23 protein-coding genes and 1 pseudogene are annotated in these 22,794 nt (G+C 62.2%); 8 read left to right on the forward strand and 16 right to left on the reverse strand.

Annotated features, from left to right (window positions below; genetic code table 11):
• Window positions 1-2 precede the first annotated feature (2 nt).
• Together OMK73_RS11185 and OMK73_RS11190 are read left to right on the forward strand one after the other, a co-directional pair.
• Window positions 3-362, forward strand: a complete 360-nt coding sequence (locus OMK73_RS11185) for a hypothetical protein (protein ID WP_267602124.1) — start codon at window positions 3-5, stop codon at window positions 360-362.
• Window positions 363-568: 206 nt separating this feature from the next.
• Window positions 569-1,393: a hypothetical protein gene (locus OMK73_RS11190; RefSeq protein ID WP_267602125.1), complete on the forward strand. Its 825-nt coding sequence runs from the start codon at window positions 569-571 to the stop codon at window positions 1,391-1,393.
• Between the two features lie 63 nt (window positions 1,394-1,456).
• Here OMK73_RS11190 and OMK73_RS11195 read toward each other — a convergent pair whose 3' ends face one another.
• From OMK73_RS11195 to OMK73_RS11270, 16 genes are all read right to left on the reverse strand, one after another.
• The gene (locus OMK73_RS11195; protein ID WP_267602126.1) at window positions 1,457-2,701 is read right to left on the reverse strand and encodes an adhesin; all 1,245 of its coding nucleotides are present in this window, start codon (window positions 2,699-2,701) and stop codon (window positions 1,457-1,459) included.
• Between the two features lie 126 nt (window positions 2,702-2,827).
• Window positions 2,828-3,463, reverse strand: a complete 636-nt coding sequence (locus OMK73_RS11200) for a type 4 pilus major pilin (RefSeq protein ID WP_267602127.1) — start codon at window positions 3,461-3,463, stop codon at window positions 2,828-2,830.
• A gap of 141 nt (window positions 3,464-3,604) precedes the next feature.
• Window positions 3,605-4,750 (reverse strand): pilus assembly protein TadE, encoded by a 1,146-nt coding sequence (locus OMK73_RS11205; RefSeq protein ID WP_267602128.1) that lies wholly within the window; start codon window positions 4,748-4,750, stop codon window positions 3,605-3,607.
• Window positions 4,716-5,822, reverse strand: coding sequence for an ATPase, T2SS/T4P/T4SS family (locus OMK73_RS11210; RefSeq protein ID WP_267602129.1), 1,107 nt, complete (start codon window positions 5,820-5,822; stop codon window positions 4,716-4,718). Before OMK73_RS11210 ends, OMK73_RS11205 begins: the two co-directional genes overlap by 35 nt.
• A complete protein-coding gene (locus OMK73_RS11215) occupies window positions 5,717-6,529 on the reverse strand; it encodes a hypothetical protein (RefSeq protein WP_267602130.1) in 813 nt (270 codons plus the stop codon). Before OMK73_RS11215 ends, OMK73_RS11210 begins: the two co-directional genes overlap by 106 nt.
• A gap of 11 nt (window positions 6,530-6,540) precedes the next feature.
• Window positions 6,541-7,185 carry a hypothetical protein gene (locus tag OMK73_RS11220; RefSeq protein WP_267602131.1) on the reverse strand — a complete coding sequence of 215 codons (645 nt, stop codon included), beginning with the start codon at window positions 7,183-7,185 and terminating at the stop codon, window positions 6,541-6,543.
• A gap of 14 nt (window positions 7,186-7,199) precedes the next feature.
• A complete protein-coding gene (locus tag OMK73_RS11225; protein WP_267602132.1) occupies window positions 7,200-8,147 on the reverse strand; it encodes a hypothetical protein in 948 nt (315 codons plus the stop codon).
• Window positions 8,104-8,541, reverse strand: coding sequence for a hypothetical protein (locus OMK73_RS11230; protein ID WP_267602133.1), 438 nt, complete (start codon window positions 8,539-8,541; stop codon window positions 8,104-8,106). Before OMK73_RS11230 ends, OMK73_RS11225 begins: the two co-directional genes overlap by 44 nt.
• Window positions 8,538-10,199: a protein PilN gene (locus OMK73_RS11235; RefSeq protein WP_267602134.1), complete on the reverse strand. Its 1,662-nt coding sequence runs from the start codon at window positions 10,197-10,199 to the stop codon at window positions 8,538-8,540. Before OMK73_RS11235 ends, OMK73_RS11230 begins: the two co-directional genes overlap by 4 nt.
• Window positions 10,200-10,338: 139 nt before the next feature.
• Window positions 10,339-10,944, reverse strand: coding sequence for a toxin co-regulated pilus biosynthesis Q family protein (locus OMK73_RS11240; RefSeq protein ID WP_267602135.1), 606 nt, complete (start codon window positions 10,942-10,944; stop codon window positions 10,339-10,341).
• Between the two features lie 16 nt (window positions 10,945-10,960).
• On the reverse strand, window positions 10,961-11,419 hold the full coding sequence (locus OMK73_RS11245) for a lytic transglycosylase domain-containing protein (protein WP_183032544.1): 459 nt from the start codon (window positions 11,417-11,419) through the stop codon (window positions 10,961-10,963).
• Window positions 11,416-12,636 (reverse strand): pilus assembly protein PilL, encoded by a 1,221-nt coding sequence (locus tag OMK73_RS11250; protein ID WP_267602136.1) that lies wholly within the window; start codon window positions 12,634-12,636, stop codon window positions 11,416-11,418. The genes OMK73_RS11245 and OMK73_RS11250 overlap by 4 nt, the downstream gene beginning before the upstream one ends.
• Window positions 12,633-13,451: a transglycosylase SLT domain-containing protein gene (locus tag OMK73_RS11255; protein WP_267602137.1), complete on the reverse strand. Its 819-nt coding sequence runs from the start codon at window positions 13,449-13,451 to the stop codon at window positions 12,633-12,635. The genes OMK73_RS11250 and OMK73_RS11255 overlap by 4 nt, the downstream gene beginning before the upstream one ends.
• Window positions 13,444-14,673, reverse strand: coding sequence for a TrbI/VirB10 family protein (locus OMK73_RS11260; protein ID WP_267602138.1), 1,230 nt, complete (start codon window positions 14,671-14,673; stop codon window positions 13,444-13,446). Before OMK73_RS11260 ends, OMK73_RS11255 begins: the two co-directional genes overlap by 8 nt.
• Window positions 14,674-14,684: 11 nt before the next feature.
• Window positions 14,685-15,563, reverse strand: a complete 879-nt coding sequence (locus OMK73_RS11265) for a TrbG/VirB9 family P-type conjugative transfer protein (RefSeq protein WP_267602139.1) — start codon at window positions 15,561-15,563, stop codon at window positions 14,685-14,687.
• Between the two features lie 17 nt (window positions 15,564-15,580).
• The gene (locus OMK73_RS11270; protein ID WP_183032539.1) at window positions 15,581-16,288 is read right to left on the reverse strand and encodes a type IV secretion system protein; all 708 of its coding nucleotides are present in this window, start codon (window positions 16,286-16,288) and stop codon (window positions 15,581-15,583) included.
• Between the two features lie 435 nt (window positions 16,289-16,723).
• Between OMK73_RS11270 and OMK73_RS11275 the strand changes: the two genes are divergently transcribed.
• The 6 genes and pseudogenes from OMK73_RS11275 (at window position 16,724) to OMK73_RS11300 (ending at window position 22,793) form a co-directional block, all read left to right on the forward strand.
• Entirely contained in the window at window positions 16,724-17,776 is a 1,053-nt protein-coding gene (locus OMK73_RS11275) for a CpaF family protein (RefSeq protein ID WP_267602140.1), read from the forward strand.
• Between the two features lie 17 nt (window positions 17,777-17,793).
• Window positions 17,794-18,138: a prepilin gene (locus OMK73_RS11280; RefSeq protein WP_183032537.1), complete on the forward strand. Its 345-nt coding sequence runs from the start codon at window positions 17,794-17,796 to the stop codon at window positions 18,136-18,138.
• Window position 18,139: 1 nt separating this feature from the next.
• Window positions 18,140-18,469, forward strand: coding sequence for a VirB3 family type IV secretion system protein (locus tag OMK73_RS11285; RefSeq protein WP_267602141.1), 330 nt, complete (start codon window positions 18,140-18,142; stop codon window positions 18,467-18,469).
• Window positions 18,408-20,914 (forward strand): annotated as a pseudogene (locus OMK73_RS11290) (VirB4 family type IV secretion system protein). The gene OMK73_RS11285 and the pseudogene OMK73_RS11290 overlap by 62 nt, the downstream one beginning before the upstream one ends.
• 14 nt (window positions 20,915-20,928) lie before the next feature.
• Window positions 20,929-21,681, forward strand: a complete 753-nt coding sequence (locus OMK73_RS11295) for a conjugal transfer protein TrbJ (RefSeq protein WP_267602142.1) — start codon at window positions 20,929-20,931, stop codon at window positions 21,679-21,681.
• 23 nt (window positions 21,682-21,704) lie between these two features.
• The gene (locus tag OMK73_RS11300; RefSeq protein ID WP_267602143.1) at window positions 21,705-22,793 is read left to right on the forward strand and encodes a type IV secretion system protein; all 1,089 of its coding nucleotides are present in this window, start codon (window positions 21,705-21,707) and stop codon (window positions 22,791-22,793) included.
• Window position 22,794 lies beyond the last annotated feature (1 nt).

Here is a 22,794-nt window from a genome sequence, read left to right on the forward strand (position 1 = left end):
CGATGAGCACGATATCCACCATTTATGTTGGCGCGGCACAGGACTGGAACTTGGTTTTGTACGTTTCCGCCGTGCTCACGGCGCTTCTGGCTCGCAAATGGAAGCGGAACATCCTGCTCTGGGCCGCGATCGGATTCCTCGTGCCGTATCTCTCGATAGTGATACTCCGCGTGGTGGTGGCCCGAGCGACGCCGACACTCAAGAAGTATCTCGACGCAAATCCAGGTTGCTCCACTGGCCATGGCGTGGCGTGCAGTAAGTGCGGTTCCCGAAGTATTCGGCTTTGGGTCCGCGAAGGCGTCTTGTCCAACGAGAAACAGCATCTCTGCAACCATTGCGGCACGCATCTCTATAGCACCTGAACCTCCGCTCCGGAAAAGTGTTGCTGCCCCCCACGAAGTGGGGTGAAGGATGGCCGTCGCATTGCCGTTTACACCGGTTTAGGGGTTCTGTATCGGCGCCATTTCGCTAACTACCGCGCCAACTTGACATCGCTTGGAACCACGTAGGATGGACTTATGCGATCCGAGGGCGGGCCGCAATGTTCAACGTTTAGAAGGGAAGAAAAATGCAAAATAAGATCAAACTGTCTCTCTCCGCGATCTCGGTCGCTTCGCTCCTCGCACTGGCAGCCTGCGGTGGCGGTGGCGACGGCGGTGGTTCGTCGACCCCGGCCGCAGTCACGCCGGCACCGCCGCCCCCGACCATCGTGGTGCAAGGCTCCGCGCCGGCTGTCACCGCGGACCCGATGGCCGTGATCTTCGTGCCGCAGACCGAGACTTCCACCAAGTCCGTGCTTCAGTCGATCGCTTCCAACGCTTTCCCAGGATCGCTGCAGAAGGCAACGGCCGAAGGCGCCTATAAGCAGATCGGGATCGATGCCAACAGCCTGATCTCGCTGACGACCGGTAAGATTGCCGACGTGGCCGGCAATGGTGATTTCGCTATCGGTCGCTGGACGGACGGTTCGAGCAGCATCGGGAACATGAGCGTGAACCAGGGTGCGCACTATGTCGTAGGCAAGCCGCTAAAACTGCAACAAGTTCTCGGACCAAACAAGACGCTGGCTTGCTCTTTGGCGGCCAGCACGAGCCCCACTGCCGTGTCCGGCAATTTCGGAGCCGGTAAGGTCAACGGAGCAACTGCCACCATCGATCTGATCGGCCCGATCCTTAATGCGGCAAATCTGGATATAGCCATCGGTTCCGATTCCCATGCTTTGGCGGCAATTGGAACAACGGCAATCACAGGTGTGTCGGCCTCTAACGGCGTCCTCCTGCATGTCGAAACACTTGGCACCGACCAAGCTAAGCCGCTCATCGCCATCGGCTACGCCATGCCCACGCCGTCCAGCGGCGACGTGACCGGGGTGGTGGTCCTGCAATGCCAGTAAGGTTTGAAGCATAGATAGCAAAAGAGCCGGCTATGCCGGCTCTTTTGCATTGGAACGCCTGCCTCAGCCTCCGCTGACACTGCAATCGCCAAGGTCCCGTGCAATAAAACTCCGGGTCGAACCGTTCGCGTAGGTGATCGTGTAGACCCAACCCGAAGCGTTCCCCCACGGGTCTCCGCCAAACGGCGCCGAGCTGCACGGATGATACCAAGCCGTAAAGTCGGCTATGCCCGTACCCCCTGACGCCGCCCGCCAAACGCCGGACTGGCACGACAGAATCTTCCCGTTCGGATCGCTACGGATTGCGCCCTGAGGATCGCCGCAGCCCCACCCGTCATAGACCTGCTGGCCACCGCCGGTCGATGGAACGACAGCACCGGATGCATACAGGTATCCATTTGCGACAACGTTGCCAGCCGAGGCAACAACATTCGCGGAGACGGCATTGCCTTGCACTGTCCCGACGGCGACGATACTGCCATTGGACTGCACGTAGTTTCCGTACACACCATTTGCGCTCGCATTCCCTGCGACCGAAGCATCGCCATTCGAACGTAGGGCGCCTCCGGTCACGGCGCCATTCGCCGATACCGCTCCATTTGACTGCAAATTCCCAACGGCATTCATCGCCTGGTTGTTCGCGTCCATTGGACCAGTCAGGTTCAGGGAGCCATCGCGCTTGTAAAACTGGTTCATGCTCTGCGCCAGGAGCGACGTGTTGCCTACCCGCATCATCAGCACACCCGCATTGCTTCCAGACAGGGGATTCGGCGCCGACCAGCTCGCGGCCATCCCGGTAATAACCGCAGGGCTCTCCGCGTAGGACACGCCAGCATCTACGCCAGCGGCCGCGACAACCGTAGCCATCTGATCGGTACGAACGTTGCCGCTGGCATCACGGTATGCCGTGGTCGAGTACATCGCTCCGGGGATGGTGCAATTTGTCAGACCCGCACTGCAGTTGGTCGGCACCAGGTCCACGCGAAACGACAGCCCGAGCGGGCTAGTGTCACTGAACCCGATCGGCAGCAACTTCAGGTTGATCAGATCCTGCACCGTGGGGTGAAGCGGGCTAGCGACGGTCGCCGATACACTACCCGCATTGATCGTCGTCGGCCCATTCGGACTGCCGGCGAGCAACGTCATGTTGTCGAAGACATAGGTATTGACGGCACTCGCCACGTTGGACATGTACTGGCCAGTACCGGCGGCCAACGCGTCGTCAATGAGGTTGTTGGTGTTGTGAATCATCACAGCAGCGCCAATCGCCGCGACGGATAGTTGAAGCGCCGCTTCGGTCAGAAACATCTAGCCTACCTCCAAGTAGAACGCCGCCCTGAATGAGGCAGGGCGGCGGCAATACCAACAACTATGCCAGCAGAGCCGGTGTCGCTGACCGGCATAAACTCACCAAAACTCGATAGCTTTCGGCGGTCAGGCAATGTACAGGTCGATGGTATTGCTGCCACCCGAGCATGACACCTTGCTCGGGTCGACAGCGCCGCCCACTGCCTTGATGGTCGTCCCGTTCACGACGATCTTGCCGGCACTGCCTTGGTATGACGCGACGATGGCGATGCATGCGGCGTCGGGCTGCTGCGGGACGGACCATTGCAGCGAGTCGTTCGCGCTGAGCAATTGGGCGGCGGTCACTGTCAGCTTGCCACCGCCGGGCTGCAGAATGATGTCGGAGCCGGTCTCGGTCATCGTGGTCAGATCCTTGAATACACCGTTGCCCATCAGTGCGGAAATGCTGACCTTGCTGTACTGGCCGCGGTAGCTGGTTTTGACCTTCCCGATGACCCCGTTCAGCTCAGTGGTCAACTGCTGGACTTGGGTATCCGTCTGGTTGCGCGAGAACAGCACCAGGATGGCCACCAGCGCGAGGCCTGCCAGCAGCAGGTAGAAGCCATACTCATCCAGTACCCCGCCCCACTGGCGGCGGGTACGGCGATTGCGGCTGCCCTCCGGCATACGGCGCACATCGCGCACCGGTTGCGCGCCCAAATCCGCGCCCGATTTGTCCATCTCTACCTGTTCCAGGCCCGTGTCTTTCTGCAATGCGTTCATGTTGGTATTCCTCGTTGGGTTAGGGTTGTTGCGTCTGGGTGGGAATCGGGCGCTTGCCGCCCATAGCCGCCATGGCGGTGCGGGATTTCATTTCCTGCGCCATGAAGGCCGGCATGAAGGCAAGCGCGGTGATGATCACGATCAGGATGATCGTTGCGCGACGATTGAAGCGCGACGCGCGCTGTTGCATGAGCTGGGGGTCGTCTTGAGCAGGTCCTCCGACACGGTGTGAAGCATCTTCGACAGGTCGCTTTCGTACTCGGCGATGTCCTGAATCCTGTAGCTGGTATCGCGGTCAAACAGACCCGTATCGAACACCTTCCCACCCTCGTTCGGCGCATATTCCAAGTTCAACTCGATGCGCTCGATGTGATACGCCAGGTATGGGTAGGCATTGGCCCGCATCAGCACCAGGCCGTCCAATAGGTTGCGTGCATCCCCACCGAACTTCTTGGTCACGGCCGAGAGACCGGCCAGAAACTGGGCGCTTTGGAATCGACGGAAGAAGTCGAACGCCAGCATCCTGCGGTCCAGCCACCCGCGGTAGCGCCCCACATAGCGGGTCAGGGCCCGAGCCACCCACACGCCGGCGGCGACTTCGGCAATCACGAGCAACCATCCCCAGTGCCGCAGGAACGTCGAGGCGTGGTGGAAGGTCGATGCAATGGGACCGTACTGACTCACATCCAGCATTGCGCTGAATGACTTGTCGATGGCCGGGCCGATCAGAAACGCCAGGGCGCCGAGATAGGCATGGAGAATCACAACCGTCATGACCACGCCTGCCAGCGTCATGGCAATGCCAGCGCGTGCCTCGCCAAGAGCGGTAAGGTTGCGCGACAGCGTTTCCAGGCCCTCCCGAATGTCGCCGCCTTCTTCCGCCACGGCGAGGATGGGAATGTCCTCGTCCGGAATCGTCCCCCGGAAGATCTCCGTCAACCGCGATCGCTGCATCTGCCCGTCGATCCCCTCGGACCGTGCAAGCCAGTACGCCGCGAGCACGCCTACCGGCTCGCCAACGCGCCGCGCCGCGTCCTTGGCGAAATGGTTGGAAACCGGCTCCCCCGGCATATGGAGAATCCGCTTCGCCAGATCACCGTAGTACGTCGCTCGCATGCTGCGGAAGCGATACTTGGCCCAGAACAGGCGGTCCATGAACACTTGATCGCCCGCCTTCAGCATCGGACCGCCGACCTTGCGTTGGGCCAGCCCAACCAGCCACTGTGCTAGTTTGTTGAACATGCCGTTCCTCTCAGTGCTTTTCACCGCGCGCACGCTGGCGGGCAAGTCTGGCTTCGTAGGCGTCGAGCGAGCACAGCCGCTCCGCCTCACGCGGGTCCACCACGCCGGCAAAGACCTTGTACATGGCGACCTCGAACACGGTCTTCCCGGTGCTGTCTGGCACGTCGAAGCCGACCTGGCGCTTGCTGCGCTGGTAAGCCGCCAACTCGATGTTCTTGGCGTCGCGGATATAGGCCAGGTCCTGCTCGTCAGGCTCGAACATCTCGGCCACCACGGTCCGGCCGCGGGCGCCGTTCAGCTCCGGCAGATTGGGACGGCGACAAAGCTCGCACCCTTGCGGGTTCCGTAGCCGAATGCCTTCGATATCGAAGCGAAAGAGGCGCTCAATCTGCTGCAGCTTCCTCGCGCCAAGGGCTTCCTTCATCGCCGTATGCCGGACGCCGCAACTGCAGGTCTTCGGCATCAATGCCTGATAGACGTAGAGATTGATGAAGCCAGGCGTGGCGAGGACACTGCGTGGAATGCGCAGTTCTCCGTCCGAGAGCCGGTCCGCCGCCGTCAGCGCACTCGGCGCGTGGACAGTCGTCAACGCGCGCAGCCCGGCGCCCGCCACGTCCCGAAACAGGCCGGCCGATTCGTGATCGCGGAGCTCACCCACCATTACAAAATGCGGGTTCATCCGCTTGACCTGGCGCTTGGCCGCGATAAAGGGATCTTCATCCCGGTTCGCACCGTCGAGCGTGCGCGACACGGAGAAGTGGTGTGTGCCATTGGCAAGCAGCTCCACCGGATCCTCGATGGCCATCTTGTTCATCCACCCCGGCTGCCGCCGCATGATCGCGTGGGCTGTGGTGGTCTTGCCTGAGCCAACAACGCCAACGAGAACAGTGCCGCCGCCGAGGTGCATCGTATTTCGGTCGAGCAGCTGGGCCTGCTGCTCGAAGTAACCGAGGTCGTTGACGAAGTCAACTTCCACCGATTGGGCTTCTTCGCGGTGCATCCGCATGACCGTCACATGGCCAGTGGCGCTCTGCATCGACGCCCAGCGGAATACCAGTGCCTCCCCGTCAATGCGCGTGCGAATGCTGGTCTGCTGCGGCAGGACCCGGCTGAACACGCCCTGCGATCCCCTTTTCCCTTCTGCCAGATATGGGACAGGGTATCGAGCATCACGCCCGTTTCCATCCGGAACTCCGCCGGGGCAACGAGATAGCCGTCAATGGCAAATCGAATCTGGGAATGCGTCCCCTGATCTTCCACCTCCCAGTGAATATCCGAGGCCTTCTCTCGCAACGCAAAGCGCGCCGCAGCCTCGAAGTTGTTCCAAAGCGCGCTGGCCGGGCGCCGGCGGCCGACGGTGTAGTCGGTCTCGACCCCACCGCGCGGATCGACGCTGCCACGGGAAAGGGCAACCATGACTTGCGTAGCCGCGAGGTGCGTCGCCGGCGCTGCCTGGTCATAGAGCAGGCGAGCCTGCCGCATGATCTCCTCCGCTTCGTCCGATGTGGCCATCTCCCGCGAGACCACCAGCGCGAACTTTCCGCGCACGCCCGGCCCACCCGCCGCTTCCACCAGCACCGGGCAGATCCCATGCCGCAGCGATGGCGCCATGTCCAATTCGTCGTAGAGCGTCTTGATGAAGATGGGGAGCTCGTCCACCGTACCGATCTCTTCTGCCGGCGAAGCGATCGCGGCGGCGCCAGTCATTGACGGCCTCGAGGGCGCAGACGCGGCAAAGGCCGGCGCCGCGCCGGTGAGAACCGTCACGCCCCCGACTCCAGCGACATTGGCGTCCGCGCGGTCGCGCCTGCTGAACAGTGCCATCGCAGCGGCCCTCACCGTTGTGCCACGGACGCCGGCGCCGCCGCCGGCAACGGCGGCGTCGGGACCGGAGACTGGAATGCCGGCTGGGGCATGGGCATCTGAGGCGCCGGTGGGAAGCCCGGCGTCATCCCTGGGACCTGAGCAGGCATTGGCGCGGCTTGTCTGGCTGTTGCTGCCTCGGGTGCGCCCGCCCGCCCAGACTCCAGTAGGACGGCCGCATCCTCTTCCACCAACGGGGCGAACACTTTGGTCTTGCCTCGGGCAAACGTCGTGCCGGCTGCCGAAATGTCGGCCACAGTGAAGCCGCGCCACTTCGCACCGACGCGCGCAGGATAGACCTGATCGCCCCACCTGACGTAGCTGCGCAGGTTCACAGCGCCGCCAGCAGCGCGGCCGTCGACGCCATAAAGGGCAATCGTTTGCGGCGAGCGCTCGTGCGTCTTGACCGTCGTGGCGCCAGCCGGCGCGGCGGTCAAGGTCGGAGCCGGAGCGGTTTTGGCAAGATCCTGCTCCAGTTTCTGCAGCGCAACCTTGCCATCGGCCTCGATCAGCTTCCGTGTGATCGACACGTCGTCATCGGCAAGCACCACGCCGCACGCAAGGAGTGTGAACATCGCCACGCTCGCGCGGCGGATTGTCATTGGATGAGCACGCATTTCAGTCTTCCTTCTCAGTTGCGGGCAAAGGCATCGCCCTTGACCGTCAACATGAATTTCGATTGCTTGAGGTCGGGAGCGGCGTTCAGGTTCACGGCGAGTTCGATGCTCTTCACCACGACCTGCGGACCGAATCCCTTGAACTCGCTCAGGTTGCGCAGCGGTCCGGTGATTTCCCAGGCGCCGGAGACAACCGGGTGGGTCAGGGAGGCAGCCCCTTCCGTCGGGACAGTGCCAAAGATCGCGACATCCTTGAGCTCGGCCTTGGACGCAACCGGCCAAAGGGTCTGCAATTGGGAGCCAAAGTGAACGCGCAGGTCCATCGCTGTCGGCAGCTTCTCCAGCACTGTCGCGAGCGGCGTCCGGGCTCCCACCGGCACTTGAGCGGGCACCACGGCCCTGGTGTCGCCGGACAAGAAGGTCGGCACACCGAACTGGTCGGGCAGCGCGGCCAGAAACGTCTGGTTGGTCAGCCCCTTGGCACCCTGCTGGATCTCATACGTCAACAGGCATGTCGTCTCCGGCGTGGTCACGTCATGACAGGCGATGGTCGCGAGCGTCCAGCCGCCGATCTGCAATGGCACGGCATCGGCAAACCAGCGATACCACGACGCCATCGCGGTGGCCACCGGCGCGACGGGCGCTGCCGCTCGCTGGGCCAGGTCCTCGGCATAACGCTCTGCGGGCGTCTTCTGCGGAGGCGGCGGGTGAAGACGCCGCTGATAGGCGTCGTACTCCGCCTTGCCATACTTCCAGCCGACCGCACCCACCAGCGCAAGGGTCGCGAGCACAAGCAACCGTTTGCGCTGGGAAGATGCACCGGGCTTCTTCAGCAGCGCGCCCGGCCCCGCTTGCGCGGCCAGCGCTTCCAGCGCAAAGGCAAATGCGTGATCCGGCGGTCGGCCGGCAGCAAGGCCATCAGTTCCGGCGCGTTGCCCACCAGCTTGAAGTCGCCGTCGCACTTCGTCGGGAAATCGGCTGAAAGCTGAGCGAGCGTCTTCTCGTCGTGCACCACCTGATCGAAGCCCACGCGGGGCGGCCTTTGACGATGCCGCAGACCAGATAGATCGGTGGCTGGCCAGGCGCGTCCAGGCGGAACACAAAGAACGCATTGGGCACGACGTCAGGGATGCGGGCCAACGTGGCGGCCCCCGAATACAGCTTGTCCTTGATCTTGGCCTGGCCGTCCGCCGCGTCCAGATAGCCCATGTGAAGCGACTGATCCTCGTGCCAGATACGCGCGGCCTTGACCTCCCGCGCAATATTGGCCGCCAGCGTCGCAGGCGCGCCGCTGCCGGTCAGCGTGCGCCACTGCATGCCGAAAACCAGCTTTTTGCCGTGGATGTCGAGAATCATTGCGCTGGGGCCTCGCCCTGATCTTCAATCATCACGGTGGCCAGGACCAACGTCAGGGTGCGGGACTTCGTCGCAGTCAGAGAGCCGCCGGCGATCGTCGGGAGCAAGTCCGCGAGCGTGCGGTGCGTCATCTGGGTATCCGTCTGATCGAACGCGGTCACAATCACCGTCTGCCCGTTGCGCACAATCAAGTCTTGGGCCGGAATGCCCTTGGCAATCGTCTTTGGCACTTGCACGGACTGCTGATTCACGCCGCTACCCGAGGTGAACGTCTGGATAGGGCCGTCCAGCGCGGACTGGTCGAATGCCAGCGTCAGGTTGACGTCGTCGCGCGAAGTCGCATCCGGAAACACCGTGAGCTTGAAGCCGACAGTACCCGTGGACGTGGTAATGCCCGGGGTACCGCCGGTACCGCCAACTGTCGATGCAGCCGGCGTGGTGGCAGACACATAGGCATACTCGCGGCGATTGTTGTACTGAGCTGCATGCCGGTTGCGCATCGCCAGCGGAACCGCCACGGACGTCGTAACGGTTCCGTACTGTCTCAGCGCAGTCACGATCGCCTGCGTGCCATTCCATCCGCCCGAGGTGATCCCGAGGCCGAAGCTGCCGGCACTGGACGAAACCAGCGACGCTGGCGAAAGCGCACTGAAGGTGAAACCCGGCACCCGGTCCAGTGCCTTGGTGAGCACGGCATTCCAGTCCATCCCAGCCTCGCCGTTGTCGGTGATCGTGAAATCAACCGTCTGGAACTTCAGATAGACCATCCGCGAGTAGATAGCGATCTGGCGACGCACGATCTCGTCGGCCGCGTCGACGGCCTCTTTCGTATCACGCAGCGTCAGAATGCCCGTGGCCGGATTGATCTCGGCGCTGCCCACCATCGACATGGCCGGCACGATGCTCTTCTTGATACCGTCCAGGTCGTCGATGTCCTTGCTCTCGGACTTCACCGCGCCATCGATCTTCGCGGTCTGCCCGGCGCTACCGCCGGAACTGCCGTTCGAACCCCGAGCGCTCTCCTTGAACTCGGTGGTAAAGGAACTAGTGCCCGCCTTCATCGGCAACTGCCAGGTCTTGGTAGTGAGGCGGTAGAAGCGAATCACGCCCTTCGAGGCGCTGTATTCCCAATTGATGCCCAGGCGCGTCGCAATCAGATCGAGCATGTTGGCGAGCGGCATTTTTTCGCTGTTCTTGAACTCAACGTTCAAGGCGCTTTCCACCAGCGGTGTCGCTTGAGCCATGCTGGGGGTGCCGCCCAGCAGGCCGGTCGGAAGCGGGGCACCAAGAGCAGGTGCCTGGCCAAGCACGGGCATCGCCTGCGGCATCGCGCCACCGGCCTGCTGGTTGCGCGACATCTGCCCGGCCTGCGACATCATGCTGCGCGGCAGCAGCATGTTGGCGGGAAGATAGACATCCGATTCGACCTTTACCGGGATGCCCGTGGCCATCGTGATGCGCTGCCCGGCTACCGCCAGCGGCATGACACGCTCTGGAAAGATCACCCATGTGTCGACATTGTTGCGCAATGCAAGCGGGAGGGTAACGTTTCGCGCTGTCGGAACGGCTCTGCCCACGAGGAAAGGCTTGGACACTTCCTGTTCAGCCTCAACGGCGGCGCGGTCGCGGCGCATCCGGGCATAGAGCGCACCAGTCATCGCGTCACCTTGGGCCCGAGTGTCCTCGGCAGCCTGCCTGGTATCCTCGAGCAGGCGCGGCGAGACGCAACCGGCCAGTGTCGAAGATACGAGCAAGGCGGCGGCGGTGGGGCGAAAGATTCGGTTCATTTGCATGGCCTTACTGGGTCAGATCGCACTTGGTGGTCAGCTTCACGACGCGCACCATGTTGTTGGAGTGAAAGCACGGCTTAACTTTGTAGTCGGTGAGTTCTGTCGCCTCCAAGACGTGACGCACCGCTGACTTAAAGTCGCCTTGGAACGAGTCGTTCCCCACGATCGGAAGATCCTTGTCGAGTTCCCACGGTGCGGCCGTCCACCCCGCACGGGTAGCCCACGCCTCGATCAGCTGCCGGTAGTTCCCGTCCGTCGCCGACACTGTCCAGGCGGCAGGCGCCGCAGCGTTGCTAGCCGCGACAATTGCGGACCCTGCTGGCGCCGCAACGACTTGCGACGTTGCCAAAACGGGCGGAACCGACGCGGGGGCGATATCGCTCGCAGCGGGCACCGCTGGCCCCGCCGCCTTGGGCAACTTCGCCTTCGTGTTTGCAGCAAGACGCTGCCAGCCATCGCCCTTGAGCGGCGCCGCGGGTTCGAAGTTGCCTGTTGGCTCTATGCCGAACGGCGTCGCGGACGGCACGGCCGCATGGGCACCGACACACACGCACAACGCGCTCGTGGCAAGAACAGTCCGGCTCAACCGGCGCATCTGATCAATGGGAAGCATGACTTTTTACCTTCGGTTATCTAATGGCTTGGTTGGCCGGCGCCCCGCGCTGGAGCGTGCTGTAGATACGGTTGATGTACTTGAGACGCTTATCCGGCGAAGCCGCGTTGTAGGCTCCCACCGCATCCCAAGTTGGCCCGTATCGATCCAGGTTCTCTCGCAAAATCCAGGCGCCGATATAGGCATTCGTGCAAGGCTCGAACAGCGCCTGCCGGGTGATGCCAAATCGGGCGAGCCTCGGCAGATGCACCGTGTTGATTTGCATCAGACCGATATCCTCGCTGCCGTTGGCGTTGCGATTGACGGCATTGGCCCGCATCCCAGACTCGTGCTGCGCAATGCCTCGCAGCAACACCGGGCTCACCTGGTGGAACATCGCGGCATCGTCCAGGCAGTCCGCCCAGCCGAAACTCGGCCCGCAGAGGGAGAGCACGAGCGCCACTAGCGGCGACACCCGCTTGAGCAGACGCCTCATGACGCCGCCCGCTCATAGAAGCGGACTTCGGGTTGGCGGGTCACGTTAACCGTCTTGCCGTCAGCCGTCACCATCAGACGCGCGCTGATGCCGTTGTATTTGTAGTACCGGTCCTTGTGCTCACCATTCGACTGGTTGGCCTCATCCCGCACCGACACCGCGATCAGCGATTGGCGGAAACTCAGGTAGGTGGCCCCGTCCTTCTCGAAGACGCGCTCCAGGCCAGCCGCGTTGTCGCGGGGGAACTGATAGGCAATGCCGGGCACGCGCGCGACCTCCACAGCCTTGCCGTCACCGCGCACAGTGAACCGATCGGCGGTGTGGAACGACAAAACCTTTTCGGCTTCATTCCAATCGGTATCGATCTCGCGCCCGCCCTCCCCTTGCACCAGCAGGTTCGTCGGCTTTGCAGGGAATCGCATCTCGATGCGACCGGCCTTGTTGTCGCGAATGGCCTCCGCATTGAAGGCGGCGTTGAGCGCGGAGCCATCGGCCTCGCTGGCATCGGTGGCCGCCGCGGTGAGCTCGGGCGCTGGTGCTGCCGTCGCTGCCACCGCTGTTGCACCGGAACCCGCAATCTCCAGAGACTTGGGCGGGGTGGCCCGCAACGCGATGTTCTTTCGGTCGAAATCCACTTCTGCGTACAGACCGCGCTGCGCCAACAGGCGCTCGAGCGCCTGCACCCAGTTCTCGCCGGCCCGCGTCGCAAAGCGCAGTTCCTCGCTGAGCGCGATATCCTTCTGCGCTGTCCCGGTCCAGCCGGTCGGCGCAATGGTCTTGATCATGGGTGCCAGCGCCAAGGTGGTATCGCTCTGGCGCACCAACGCGAGGCCGTTGTGGCCGCCGATCATCGCCAGCCGGCCGATGAACCCGGTGAAGGCGCGCGGCAGGTCGCCAGTCGGATTCGCAGGCTCGCCGGTAAAACCATGGGCCCGCTTCCAACGCGCCGTGACAGCGCTCCCGTTCGCCGTGTAGCGCACCACCTCGGGCACCCCTTCGAGTACTACGTACGGACCGGAAGACTGGCCCCCTTCCGCGACGACCTGTTGCCCGGGGCGCGGTTGGATGTAGGTGCTGCTGCCGTCGTTGAAGATCATGGCCGGCCGTGCGGCCGAGGCCGCTACTACCTGATAGTCGAAATCGAACGGATCGGTGGGTGCAGCGGCAACGGTTCCGCAAAGGAGCAGCGCGGCGGCGAAAATAATGGACTTGGTCATTGGGTATGGGTCGCCGGATCGAGTTGCTTGAAGTGGGTCATGAAGCGAGCAAAGTAGGCACCGCCGCGGCTCGAATCGGCGCTGTGGTACCAGGCGATGGCCTTCATCGCGGACCCGCTCCGTTGCAGGTTCTCCATCAGGATCGTCTCGGCCACGCGGATGTTGGTCGCTGGCGCCAGCGCCTCCCAGGGGGACGCAAAGCGTTGGCCGTGGTAGCACCAGTTGATTTGCATAATCCCGACGTCGAAGTCGCATCGCCGGGCGGCAAGCAGGCGGTTGACCGTCGCGTGCGCATCCTCGCGGGTGGCGAAGAACATGCCGCGTCCGGCAACGTTGAGCGTCCAGGGCCAGGGCCGGCCGCGATAGGCCGACTCGTTCATGGCAATGCCCGCCAGAATCAGCGGGTCCACGCGACGGCTCATGGCCGCAAACGGTGCAGCCTTCGGTGCGCAAGCCCAGCCGCCACGACGCTCGACCATCGCCTCTTGCGCGGCCTCGGTCAATTCGGTCGGCCGCAGCCAGCCCTCACCGGCAAACACGCTCGCAAGGGGTACCGTCTTTCCCTCCCGGACAATCTCCGGGCCCTGCGCGCCGCCAGCCTCGATCTGCGCACCGATCAGCTGGGCGGACCAGCCTAGGAAGCGCTCCAGCCCGCAGTACAGCACTGGCTTACCGGGAAGGCTCAGCAGCCGTGCGGCACCATCCGCACGCACGACCACCGCGGTCGGACTGACAATCGCCTCGATCGTTGCCGCGTGCGGGATGGCAGGCGTCGCCGCGAGCGCCGTCGCTAAGAGGCATGCGCGCTCAATCACGGTAGGGCTCCAAGACCATGTCGTGTTTGACCTGCACGAGCATCCTCTGGCCCGGCTCGGTGGTGATCGTCGGCCGGATGTTCTGGTTGCGATTGAGGATGGTCTGCGCGGTCTGCGCCGCAACCTGCCCGGCGGTGTTGCCGTAGGTGGTCAGTCCCCCCGGCGTCGCTGTGGTGGCCGTCGCCGTGTTGTTGAATCGCTGCTCCAGGAAGCCGATGATCACGGCACCCGAGAAGATCTTAAAGAAGTGATTGTTGACGTCGCCGCTAATGCCGGCGTAGCCGTTGGTGTCCGTACCCTGCATACCCAAGAGAGGCACAACCTTGCCATTCGGCATCTGCATCCGAATGAATGCCGCGAGCAAGCGCTCCTGCCCGATGGCGATGTCTGGGCTATAGGCGCCGACCAGCGTCGTGCCGGCCGCGATCACCTTGCAGGTCCCATCTACCGTGTCGTACACGTCCTGATCCACCGTCGCGCGGAACTCACCTGGCTTGTCCGAGTTATTACCGCCAACGAAGGTGGCCGGGATGACGAACCCGCGGCTCAGCGTGCACTTCGGCAGTACGCCGGAGAAACTGGTGCGCAGGGTTTTCGTCGCCGACGTCTCGTTCAGGAACTGCCGGTCGCTAGATACCGTCGCAGGTTCCTGGCCCGGGGGCACACCCACGCCGCCGGCGCCCGCCGCCGCTGCCTGCTGCATTGCGCGCATCTGCGCGGGATCATCAGGCAGGCCCGATAGGTTCGCCTGACCCGAAGCCCGCGCATTCTTCAGCTGACCAGCACTTTTGAAGATGGGCGCTGTGAAGAGCGCATCTTCGTTGCTCTTCTTAGACAAATTCTCGCCACCCTGACTCTGGCCACCGCCACCAAAATCCTGTGCGGTCAGGATGGGTGCCTTGCCTGCCGGCTCGTTCTGTTTGCCGGCAAGCACCTTCTGGCGCGCAGCCTCGGCGCGAGCTTCTTCTTGCTGCTTGCGGATCTCCTGGTCCAGGCTGTTGCCCTGTTCCGACGCGGAGGTGCGGTCGCGCAGCCGCGCGGCCTTTTGTTCTTCAGCCTTCTGCTTAATCTCCGCATCACTGCGGCTCTGGTAGTAGTACCCCAGCGTGCCGACGACAACCGCCGCCACGGTCGCCAACGAATAGACGATATTGCGAGGAAGCTTCCCCTTGGTCGCGCGAGCCTGCGCGTCAGTCACGTCCTCGACTTGCGTCTTCTTCACCTTGGCCCCCTTCAGAACAAGCCGAGCAGCCGGCGGCGACCGCGTTGCACAGTGACTTCAGCATTGCCCGAGCGCAGCACCACGTTCTCCGCGAGACGCTGCAGCACCAGGAACTCACCACGGCGGATGAAGTTCGCGACGACGAAGTCGCTTCCGTCCTTCACCAGCGCGACGGGCCAGTCAGCGCCCTTGGGAATGCGCATCCAGATCGCCTTACCATCGTCAAAGACTTGATCGGGACGGAATTCGGCGTTGCCACCCACCGAGTAGTCGAAATTCAGCTTGTCCGGGGAGACACCAAGCGAAGGTTGCGTAGCCTGGTCCGGCTCTGCGCCGCTTATTCCGGGCGCATCTCCGCCCCGAGCCTTCACCTTCGCCATCATCGGCTCTGGCACGTTGAAGCGGACCTTCTGATAGAACATGCCGCCTAGAGGCGACGAGACCAGAGTAAACTCGTAGCTACGCTTGTTCGTGTTCACCGAGAGCGTGTTCACGAGGCCTGGCGCATGCGGGCGCAAATAGATGTGGTTAATGCCGTCGGTGTCATAGCTCCACCGAACGTTCTCACCCCAGGCCGGTTCCGAGGCTATCGTCTCCCCGGCGGGGAATTCGATCGTCGTCGTCTTGAGCGGCGCCGACAGTACGCGGAAGATCTGGTCCTGGCTGTACGTGAAGACCACGAGACGCGAGTCCGCCGGCAGCGCGACCGGATCGGCACCGCCATTCAGCGGATTGAACGGGTTCATCGCATCGCTGATATCACCAACGCCGAGCGGCGGTACGCCACCGAGGCCTTTGCGCGCCACCTTGTCGGCGGCAAAGCCCAACGGTGACGAGAGAACGAGAGCGATGCTGCCGGCGATGGCCAGCGACGAGAGTCGGTTACGCATGAGGGAATCCATGATGTTCAGACGCCGGACTTCTGAAGGGTAAAGAAGACCGGGTGTACGCCAAATGGGTTGGGGCCCAGAATGGCCTCGCCCGTGGGCGGCTTGATCTGGTAGCGCACGGTCAGTGCATAACGAGTGGGCTTAGGCTTGCGTCCCTCTTCCACCGTGGTCGTAACAAAGTCGACCACCACCGTGCTATCCGGCAGTACCGAGACATTCGTCACCTTCGGCTCACGCGTCAGACCAGGCGATGCGCTCACCGCCTTGACGGGTTCATCGTCGACGACCCAGTCATCGAACTGGCCTCGCGCCGCACCGATCATCTGCTCCTTGACGGACCGCAGACTCTTCGACATCCGCGAGTCCTCGATCTTCTCCGTCAGAATCGGCTCGATGGTGAACCAGCGCACCACCAAGTCCTTGAATGCGGCTTGGATCGCTACGTTGCTGGGCTGGTACGCCTCCAGCTCACGCACGACGGGCTTGCCACCGGCGTCCGCCGAGACACCGAACGCGCGCACCTGCGGTTCAGGCGGCTGGCGTGTGAGGATCGCGGCCAGCGCGACCACGACCAGTCCCAACGTGGCAAGCTTCCAGTGATTGCGCTCGACTGAGAGTCGCGTCGTACGGTCGAAGATCACCTGATCGCCGCTCTCTCCGGCATACATACCGGGGGCCGGGGACAGTGCGGTTTTGGAATCGGTCTTTCGGGAAAGCAGTCGCATGAGGCGTCCTATTGGATGCCGCTAATTGAACCAGCAATTGCTACCCCACCGGCCGTCAAAAGCTATGTGATATTCAACAGCTTTCTGGGTAATTTCATTCTCGTACCTCCGTCGCACGATCGGTCGTGTTCGCCGGTCCGGATATGACCATCAGAGGCAATCATGCAAGACCAGAAAGGCGACATATTTGTGTGAGCTTTCTGGGGAATACTGTGAATCATGATTAACGGTCATCCCGAAACGCAATCGGGAGTCTGGGCTTCGCAAGTCCGTTAGCCGGCCTGAAGGGGTGCGCACAAGGTCGTGACCCGATCCGCAGCCAGCCACGGCGCGGGGCGCGGCACAGCCCTCGTTTCCGATATTCTGAGAAAACTCGCGAAAATCGTAGAGCTTTCGACGCTCACGTCATCCGGTAGCGAATCAACAATAGCGGGCATGTCTACCCATGCCTTCGACCACCCCGCACTACAGCTGAGCCAACTGGAAGACAGTGCCGTCGGCATGTTCTTCGAGTCGCTGTCGCCTGTTCGTCCGTACATGGAGTCCTCCGAGGTGGCCGAGGTCATGATCAACCGCCACGACAGCATCTGGATCGAGCGCAGGGGCCAGCTGCTCAAGCTCGACATCAAGCTCGATCCTGCCATGGTCGAAGGCGCCGTCAGATCGCTCGCCTCGTCCGTGCAGAAGTCGGCTGTTAGAGGAACGCACCAAGGCATCATCAACGCCGGTCATCAAGGCTTGCGCATTGCAGCGGTGATGCGACCGACCGCGATCGACGGCCACGCGCTGAGCATCCGACGCCATCGCGACACCAATCTGACCCTTGCCGACTACGTCAGGATGGGCGCCTTCTCAGCGGCCGTCGCAAGAAGCCGCGAAGCCGAAGCCCCGATTTTCCCGCCCGGCGCGGTGGACGACGAGGTCATGCACGCGCTCGCAGGACTGGTTCGCCAGCGCAAGAGCATCCTCGTCGCAGGCGGTACCTCCTCTGGCAAGACCACCCTGCTTAACGCCCTGGTCGGCGAAATACCCGACACCGAACGCGTGATCACCATCGAGGACACGCAAGAGCTCAAGCTGAGCGTGCCTAACTCGGTACGGCTGCTCAGCAACACCGACAAGCAGGTCACGACGCAAATGCTGGTCGCGCTCAGCTTGCGGTTTCGGCCAGACCGCATTCTCGTTGGCGAGGTGCGAGGCGGCGAAGCCTTCGACTTCATTCAGGCACTGAACACCGGCCACGATGGTGGCATGGGGTCCCTGCACGCAAGCACCGCCCGCTCGGCGCTCTCGCGCCTGGAGGGCATGGCCATGCTCGGCATCCCGCCAGGCTCCCGCTGGGAACTCAACGATATGCGCAAGCTCATCGCCGAGTGCTTCCACTATGTGGTCCACATGCGGCGCACCGGCGAGCTGCGTCACCTTTCCGAAGTCCTGGAAATTCAGGGGTTCGACGACAACAACTACGTACTCAAACGGGTCTTTTAACCAGGAGCTATTGACCTATGTCCTTTCGCAACTCCCTTAAGGCAGCGCAGAAGCAGTTGGCCACACCGCCCGGTGTCGCGTTGTTGCTGCTCATGGCCGTCGCTACTCCGGCTGCTGCCGCTGACGCCAGCTTTCTGTCCGGTCTCACCAACACCATTTGCGGGATTGCAAGCTTCTTCAACACCACGTTCCTGTTCGTGGCCGGCCTGATCATCATTGTGCTGGCCGCGATTGGCATCGCCAACGCCGAGTCGACCATCATGAAGTTCGTCTCGTTCGCAGGGGTTGGTATCGGCATCGCGGCGGCGGCTGTCCCCATCCTCAAAAACTACGGCATCGGCGCCGCGTGCTCCGGATTCTGACATGCGCAGCCACCACGTCAGCCGCTCGCTTTCTCTTCCGCGCATGATCGGTGGCGCGGTCCGAGGCATTGCCATTGCCAATGGCACGATCACGGCATTGCTGATCTACGTCACCTATAGGGCCGGTTGGCAGTTGCCCGTGGCGGCATTGGTCTTCGGCATCATGGTTCACGGCCTGCTGCGCTGGATCACCACGCGGGATCCGTGGTGGAACCAGGTCCTGAACGTCTTCAATCACTACGGTGACGTCTACGATTCGATGCCGTGGCATGGTCGCATGCACGCCCGGTTCCGCCGTCCCTACGGCTTTGATAGCGACCTCCCATGCTGAAGCGCCGCCCCTCCAGGAAATCGCTCCCTGGCTCACCCCTTTTACGCCCGAGCTTGTCCTGAACAAGGACGGCTCACTGCTGGCAAGCTACGAGTTCACGGGTATTGACGCGGATGCGCCAAACGCCAGCGATATCAGTTCGGCAAGAGATCAGCTTGACCAGGCCTGTCGCTCTTTCGACAGCCGGGTGACTGCGTGGTGGCGGTTGCGCCACCGTCGCACTAAGCGATACGTGGGCGGCGAGTTCGCGTCTCCGTCCGATGCGCGCATTGACGAGCTGAACCGGCAGCACATGACGACCGGGAAGTACTTCACGAACACCCATAGCCTGCATCTGGCCTACACGCCGGAAAACGGGATGGATAAAGTGTTCGACAAGATGAGCTACCACATGACCGTTGGAGGTCGGGCGTTTGTGCCAGCGGCGGTAGAGACGACGAAGGACATTCTGCTGGCTCGCAACGCATTCGCCTTCGACGTCGAGAGGATGAGCGCGGACGCGAAGCGCTTCGAATCGATGCTGGATGCCTTCAAGGGCGGGGCCGTCCGACTGGGGCTGAAACGTCTGGTTCTGCAGGACGCGCTGGCCGAACTCCATCAAACCGCCAACCCGACTGTGCCTCAGCGTCGCATCCGCTATCCGATGACGTTGCTCGACACGCACCTGACCGAGTCGGAAGTCACGGCCGGTGCGGAGCGGCTGATCTTCGAGTCCGCGCATGGCAAGCGCTATGGCGCCATCGTCGCTGTCAAGGAGTGGCTCGGCTTTCAGGAGGCGGCCCTTGATGTGCTGACCCAGATCGATGCCGAACTCGATATCTGCCTGATGTTCCGGTTCCTCGACACCGCCAAGGCGACGAAGCACATCGAGGCCGTCCGTCGTTTCTACAAGATGGCTGCCTTCAACGTCTGGTCGATCATCAAGCAGTATGCATCGAAGGAAGAGCCGGAGAACGACGAGGGACGTGAGCAGCTCGCCAAGGAGGCCGGGGCGGCACTGAAGCGTCTGACCGCGGAAGGCCAGCAACATGGATTCGCCAACATCTCCATCATCGTCTACGGCGACACGGAGAATGAGCTTGAAGACTCCGTCAGCGAAGTGGTGGGCGCGCTGACGAACGCGGGATTCGGGTCGATCCGGGAGAAGGCAAATCTGATGCCTGCCTGGAACAGCACCCTGCCCGGTCGCTGGGACAAGCAGCGCCGGCTGCAGTTCGTTGAGACGCCCGCCCTCTCCGACATCGCGCCGGTCCGAGCCGTCCACAATGGTCCGAGCTTGAACGGTTGGCTCACCGACAAGGCCGGCATCGAGATCCCGCCGCTAACTTGCCTGCCCACGCGCTACCGCACCGCGCAGAACCTGGACCTGCATCAACCAGGCGGCAACGGCCACCTGCTCATGCTCGGCCCCATCGGCGCCGGCAAATCGGTGATGCTGAACTTCCTGATGTCGCAGGCTGGCAGGCAAAAGGCGCGTCGCATCCGCTTTGACAAGGACCGCTCCACCCGCATCACCACGTTGCTGGGTGGGGGCAAGTTCATTGATATCACTGGCGAGACCCAGGCCGCGACGAAGGTCAATCCGCTTGTGCTGGTGGCAGATCCCGCCAATTTCTCGTACCTGGTCGAATGGCTCGGTCTGGCGATGGAAGACGACGAGTTTCGGCTCTCCCCCAGCAGCGCACCGATATTTTCGAGGCTGTGCAGATCCTGTCTCGCTATCCGCGCGAGAAATGGACGCTGACTCACCTTTGCACCTTGCTGCATTCAGACCTGCGCGAGCGCCTGCAGATGTGGACCACCGGCGGCCAGTATGGGCACTTCTTCGACAACGTGGAAGACGCCTTCGACGTGAGCGACGACCTCGCCATCGAGATGGGATCCCTGATGGAGAAGTTTCCTGCGGCCGCCGTGCTGTTCGTGGACTATGCCTTCTACCGCATCAAGCAGACGATGGATGGCATCGCGCACGTCGTCATCGAGGTGGAGGAAGCCGGCTTCTTCTTTAAGAACAAGAACGTCTATAGCCGCCTGGAGAACTGGGTCACGACGATCCGCAAGCTTAACGGCGCGATCCGCATGGCGACCCAATCGCTGCGGCAGATCGTCCGTGTTGCCGACTTCGAGATCCTCAAGGACAACATCGGCTCGCTGATCTACCTGCCGAACAACCAGGCCCTTACGGATACCGATCTCTATTGCGACACCTTCGGCCTGACCCGCGATCAAGTGAAGATGATCAATGATGCCGTCCCGAACCGCGACTACCTGTTGGTGACGCGATCGCAGACCCGCATGCTGCAAACCAATTTTTCCGACGAGATGATCGCCATGCTGCGCTCGGACGGATATGCCCAAGCCGTTCTAGACAGGCACATGGCATCAGGCGAACCAGGCTGGCAACAACGCTATGTGCGCGAGATCCTCGCCCGCACTGGCAAGTAAAGGAGATTCTCACCATGATCAAACGCATGACTGCCGCTGGCATCCTGGCGCTCGCTATGGGGTCCGCTTCTATGCCGGCATTCGCAAGCGGCTGGCCAGTCTTCGACGCGGCCAACTTCCTGAAGAACACACTGACAGCTGCTCAGGCCCTGAAGACCGAGGTGTACGAAAACACCAACATCGCCTACCAGTACAAGATGATGTTGAATCAACTGACGCAGGCCACAGGTCTCGACCCTGCCGCCCTGGCGGAACAGGCCAATGTCATCAAGGCCGACATCTCCAAGCTTGAGGAGTACGGCCAAACACTGCAGTCCCTCTATGGTGGCATTTCGGAAAGCGCCGACTTTCTTGCGCGTGTCCAAAGTCTTGTGGTTGTGTCTGGAAAGACGCCTGAACAATGGTTCCAGGACCAACGTACGCTAATCGGCAATGGCGACAAGGCAGCTAAGCAGCTCTTCTCCATAGCTAGAAAAATCGCGGGTAACAATCAGTCTCTGGCGAAGCGACGGGCAAAGATCCAGGAAGACATGACACTCTCCCCTACCGCCCAAGCGACCGCAGAAGCGACGAATCACATGCTCGACGTGCTGGCCAGCCAGAACAGCGACGTGCTGCAGCTCATGAGTGCCAAGGCGCAGTCGGATGCCACGAAGGACCAGAGGGCACTAGCCGCCGACACCGAGGCCACGAACGTGACGCAGCAGATCCAACGCGATCAGGAAGCCCAACTCAACAAACTGCGCCAGACGGTGTTCAAGAACTGATGCGTACCTTTCGAGCCCCTGTCATGCCGTCACGCTTCGCGCGTCTGCTGCTCGCCGCCTTCGCGGCTGTCCTTCTCAGCCTGTGTGCTGGTGCCGTATTCGCGCAAAGCGAAACCGTGGATCTTCCCGGGATAGGAACGCCATCCGGCGGTGGGTCGACCGATAGCGGGTCGGGGAGCGGCACGCAACCCGGTAACGGCAAGTCGGTCTATATCTCCCCGCCGGGAACGGTTGCGGAAGGGCTCGGAAAGGCTGCAGGGAAGATTCAGGGTCTGCGAAGCGGGCTTTCGGCGGGCGCACTCAGGCTTAGCGATACGGTCCGATCCGAAGCAGACAAGCTGGCCTTCGCCTTGGGCGTCATCACACTTGTCCTGGCCGGCTTCCGCTTCGCGGGGACTGGGGACGCCACCGCTGCCTGGACGGATCTGTTGGAGGAATTGACCCTCATTGGGATCTTTGCCGCGATCTATGTCGGCTACGACCAGTTCGGGCCGGGGATTTTCGAGTGGTTCAACGCCTTAGCCACGCGGATCAATGGCGCAGAGGTCACCCCAGGCGCGAGCATCATCACAACGGCCGGGAAGCTGTGGGATTCGTATGTCAGGATCGCCACGAGCGGATTCAGCCTAGAGAACATTCTGAAGTCCATGGTTGCTGCGATCCTTCTGTTCCTTGCCTTTCTGGCCTGTGCGTTTGCAGCGATTATCTTTTACTTCTTCACGATGCTTGGAGAGTTGCAAGTCGCGGTAGGCGTGGTGGTCGGCCCGATCGCAGTAGCGCTAGCCTTCTCATCTTTTACGCGTCGCTACTTCACGGCATGGCTCGACTACATGTTCAGCGGTTCGCTGTACATCGTTGTCGCAGCGATCATTTCCCGTCTCGTGACAACCACGTTGGACTCCACGCTCGGCACTGTCAATGCTGCAGGCACCGACACGATGGCGGCCGGCGTGTACGCATTGGCTATCTCCATCATGCTGATACTGATTTCTCTGGAAATCCCCGCTATCGCTGGCAAGCTGTTCGGCACAGGCGGTGGCGTCTCGGGCGGCGGTGCGCTGCGTGCCGCGGGCCGCGGTGCCTGGAAGCTCGGCGGGAAGATGGTGAAGTGAA

Origin of the sequence: Cupriavidus sp. D39 (assembly GCF_026627925.1) — a bacterium.
GTDB classification, from domain to species: domain Bacteria; phylum Pseudomonadota; class Gammaproteobacteria; order Burkholderiales; family Burkholderiaceae; genus Cupriavidus; species Cupriavidus ulmosensis.

Bases quoted from the DNA above. Each gene is read 5' to 3' on its own strand.
- OMK73_RS11185 (WP_267602124.1), top strand. From the start codon at position 3: ATGAGCACGATATCCACCATTTATGTTGGCGCGGCACAGGACTGGAAC.
- OMK73_RS11190 (WP_267602125.1), top strand. From the start codon at position 569: ATGCAAAATAAGATCAAACTGTCTCTCTCCGCGATCTCGGTCGCTTCG.
- OMK73_RS11195 (WP_267602126.1), bottom strand. From the start codon at position 2,701: ATGTTTCTGACCGAAGCGGCGCTTCAACTATCCGTCGCGGCGATTGGC.
- OMK73_RS11200 (WP_267602127.1), bottom strand. From the start codon at position 3,463: ATGAACGCATTGCAGAAAGACACGGGCCTGGAACAGGTAGAGATGGAC.
- OMK73_RS11215 (WP_267602130.1), bottom strand. From the start codon at position 6,529: ATGGCACTGTTCAGCAGGCGCGACCGCGCGGACGCCAATGTCGCTGGA.
- OMK73_RS11220 (WP_267602131.1), bottom strand. From the start codon at position 7,185: ATGCGTGCTCATCCAATGACAATCCGCCGCGCGAGCGTGGCGATGTTC.
- OMK73_RS11230 (WP_267602133.1), bottom strand. From the start codon at position 8,541: ATGATTCTCGACATCCACGGCAAAAAGCTGGTTTTCGGCATGCAGTGG.
- OMK73_RS11235 (WP_267602134.1), bottom strand. From the start codon at position 10,199: ATGACTGGTGCGCTCTATGCCCGGATGCGCCGCGACCGCGCCGCCGTT.
- OMK73_RS11240 (WP_267602135.1), bottom strand. From the start codon at position 10,944: ATGCTTCCCATTGATCAGATGCGCCGGTTGAGCCGGACTGTTCTTGCC.
- OMK73_RS11245 (WP_183032544.1), bottom strand. From the start codon at position 11,419: ATGAGGCGTCTGCTCAAGCGGGTGTCGCCGCTAGTGGCGCTCGTGCTC.
- OMK73_RS11250 (WP_267602136.1), bottom strand. From the start codon at position 12,636: ATGACCAAGTCCATTATTTTCGCCGCCGCGCTGCTCCTTTGCGGAACC.
- OMK73_RS11265 (WP_267602139.1), bottom strand. From the start codon at position 15,563: ATGCGTAACCGACTCTCGTCGCTGGCCATCGCCGGCAGCATCGCTCTC.
- OMK73_RS11270 (WP_183032539.1), bottom strand. From the start codon at position 16,288: ATGCGACTGCTTTCCCGAAAGACCGATTCCAAAACCGCACTGTCCCCG.
- OMK73_RS11275 (WP_267602140.1), top strand. From the start codon at position 16,724: ATGTCTACCCATGCCTTCGACCACCCCGCACTACAGCTGAGCCAACTG.
- OMK73_RS11280 (WP_183032537.1), top strand. From the start codon at position 17,794: ATGTCCTTTCGCAACTCCCTTAAGGCAGCGCAGAAGCAGTTGGCCACA.
- OMK73_RS11285 (WP_267602141.1), top strand. From the start codon at position 18,140: ATGCGCAGCCACCACGTCAGCCGCTCGCTTTCTCTTCCGCGCATGATC.
- OMK73_RS11295 (WP_267602142.1), top strand. From the start codon at position 20,929: ATGATCAAACGCATGACTGCCGCTGGCATCCTGGCGCTCGCTATGGGG.
- OMK73_RS11300 (WP_267602143.1), top strand. From the start codon at position 21,705: ATGCCGTCACGCTTCGCGCGTCTGCTGCTCGCCGCCTTCGCGGCTGTC.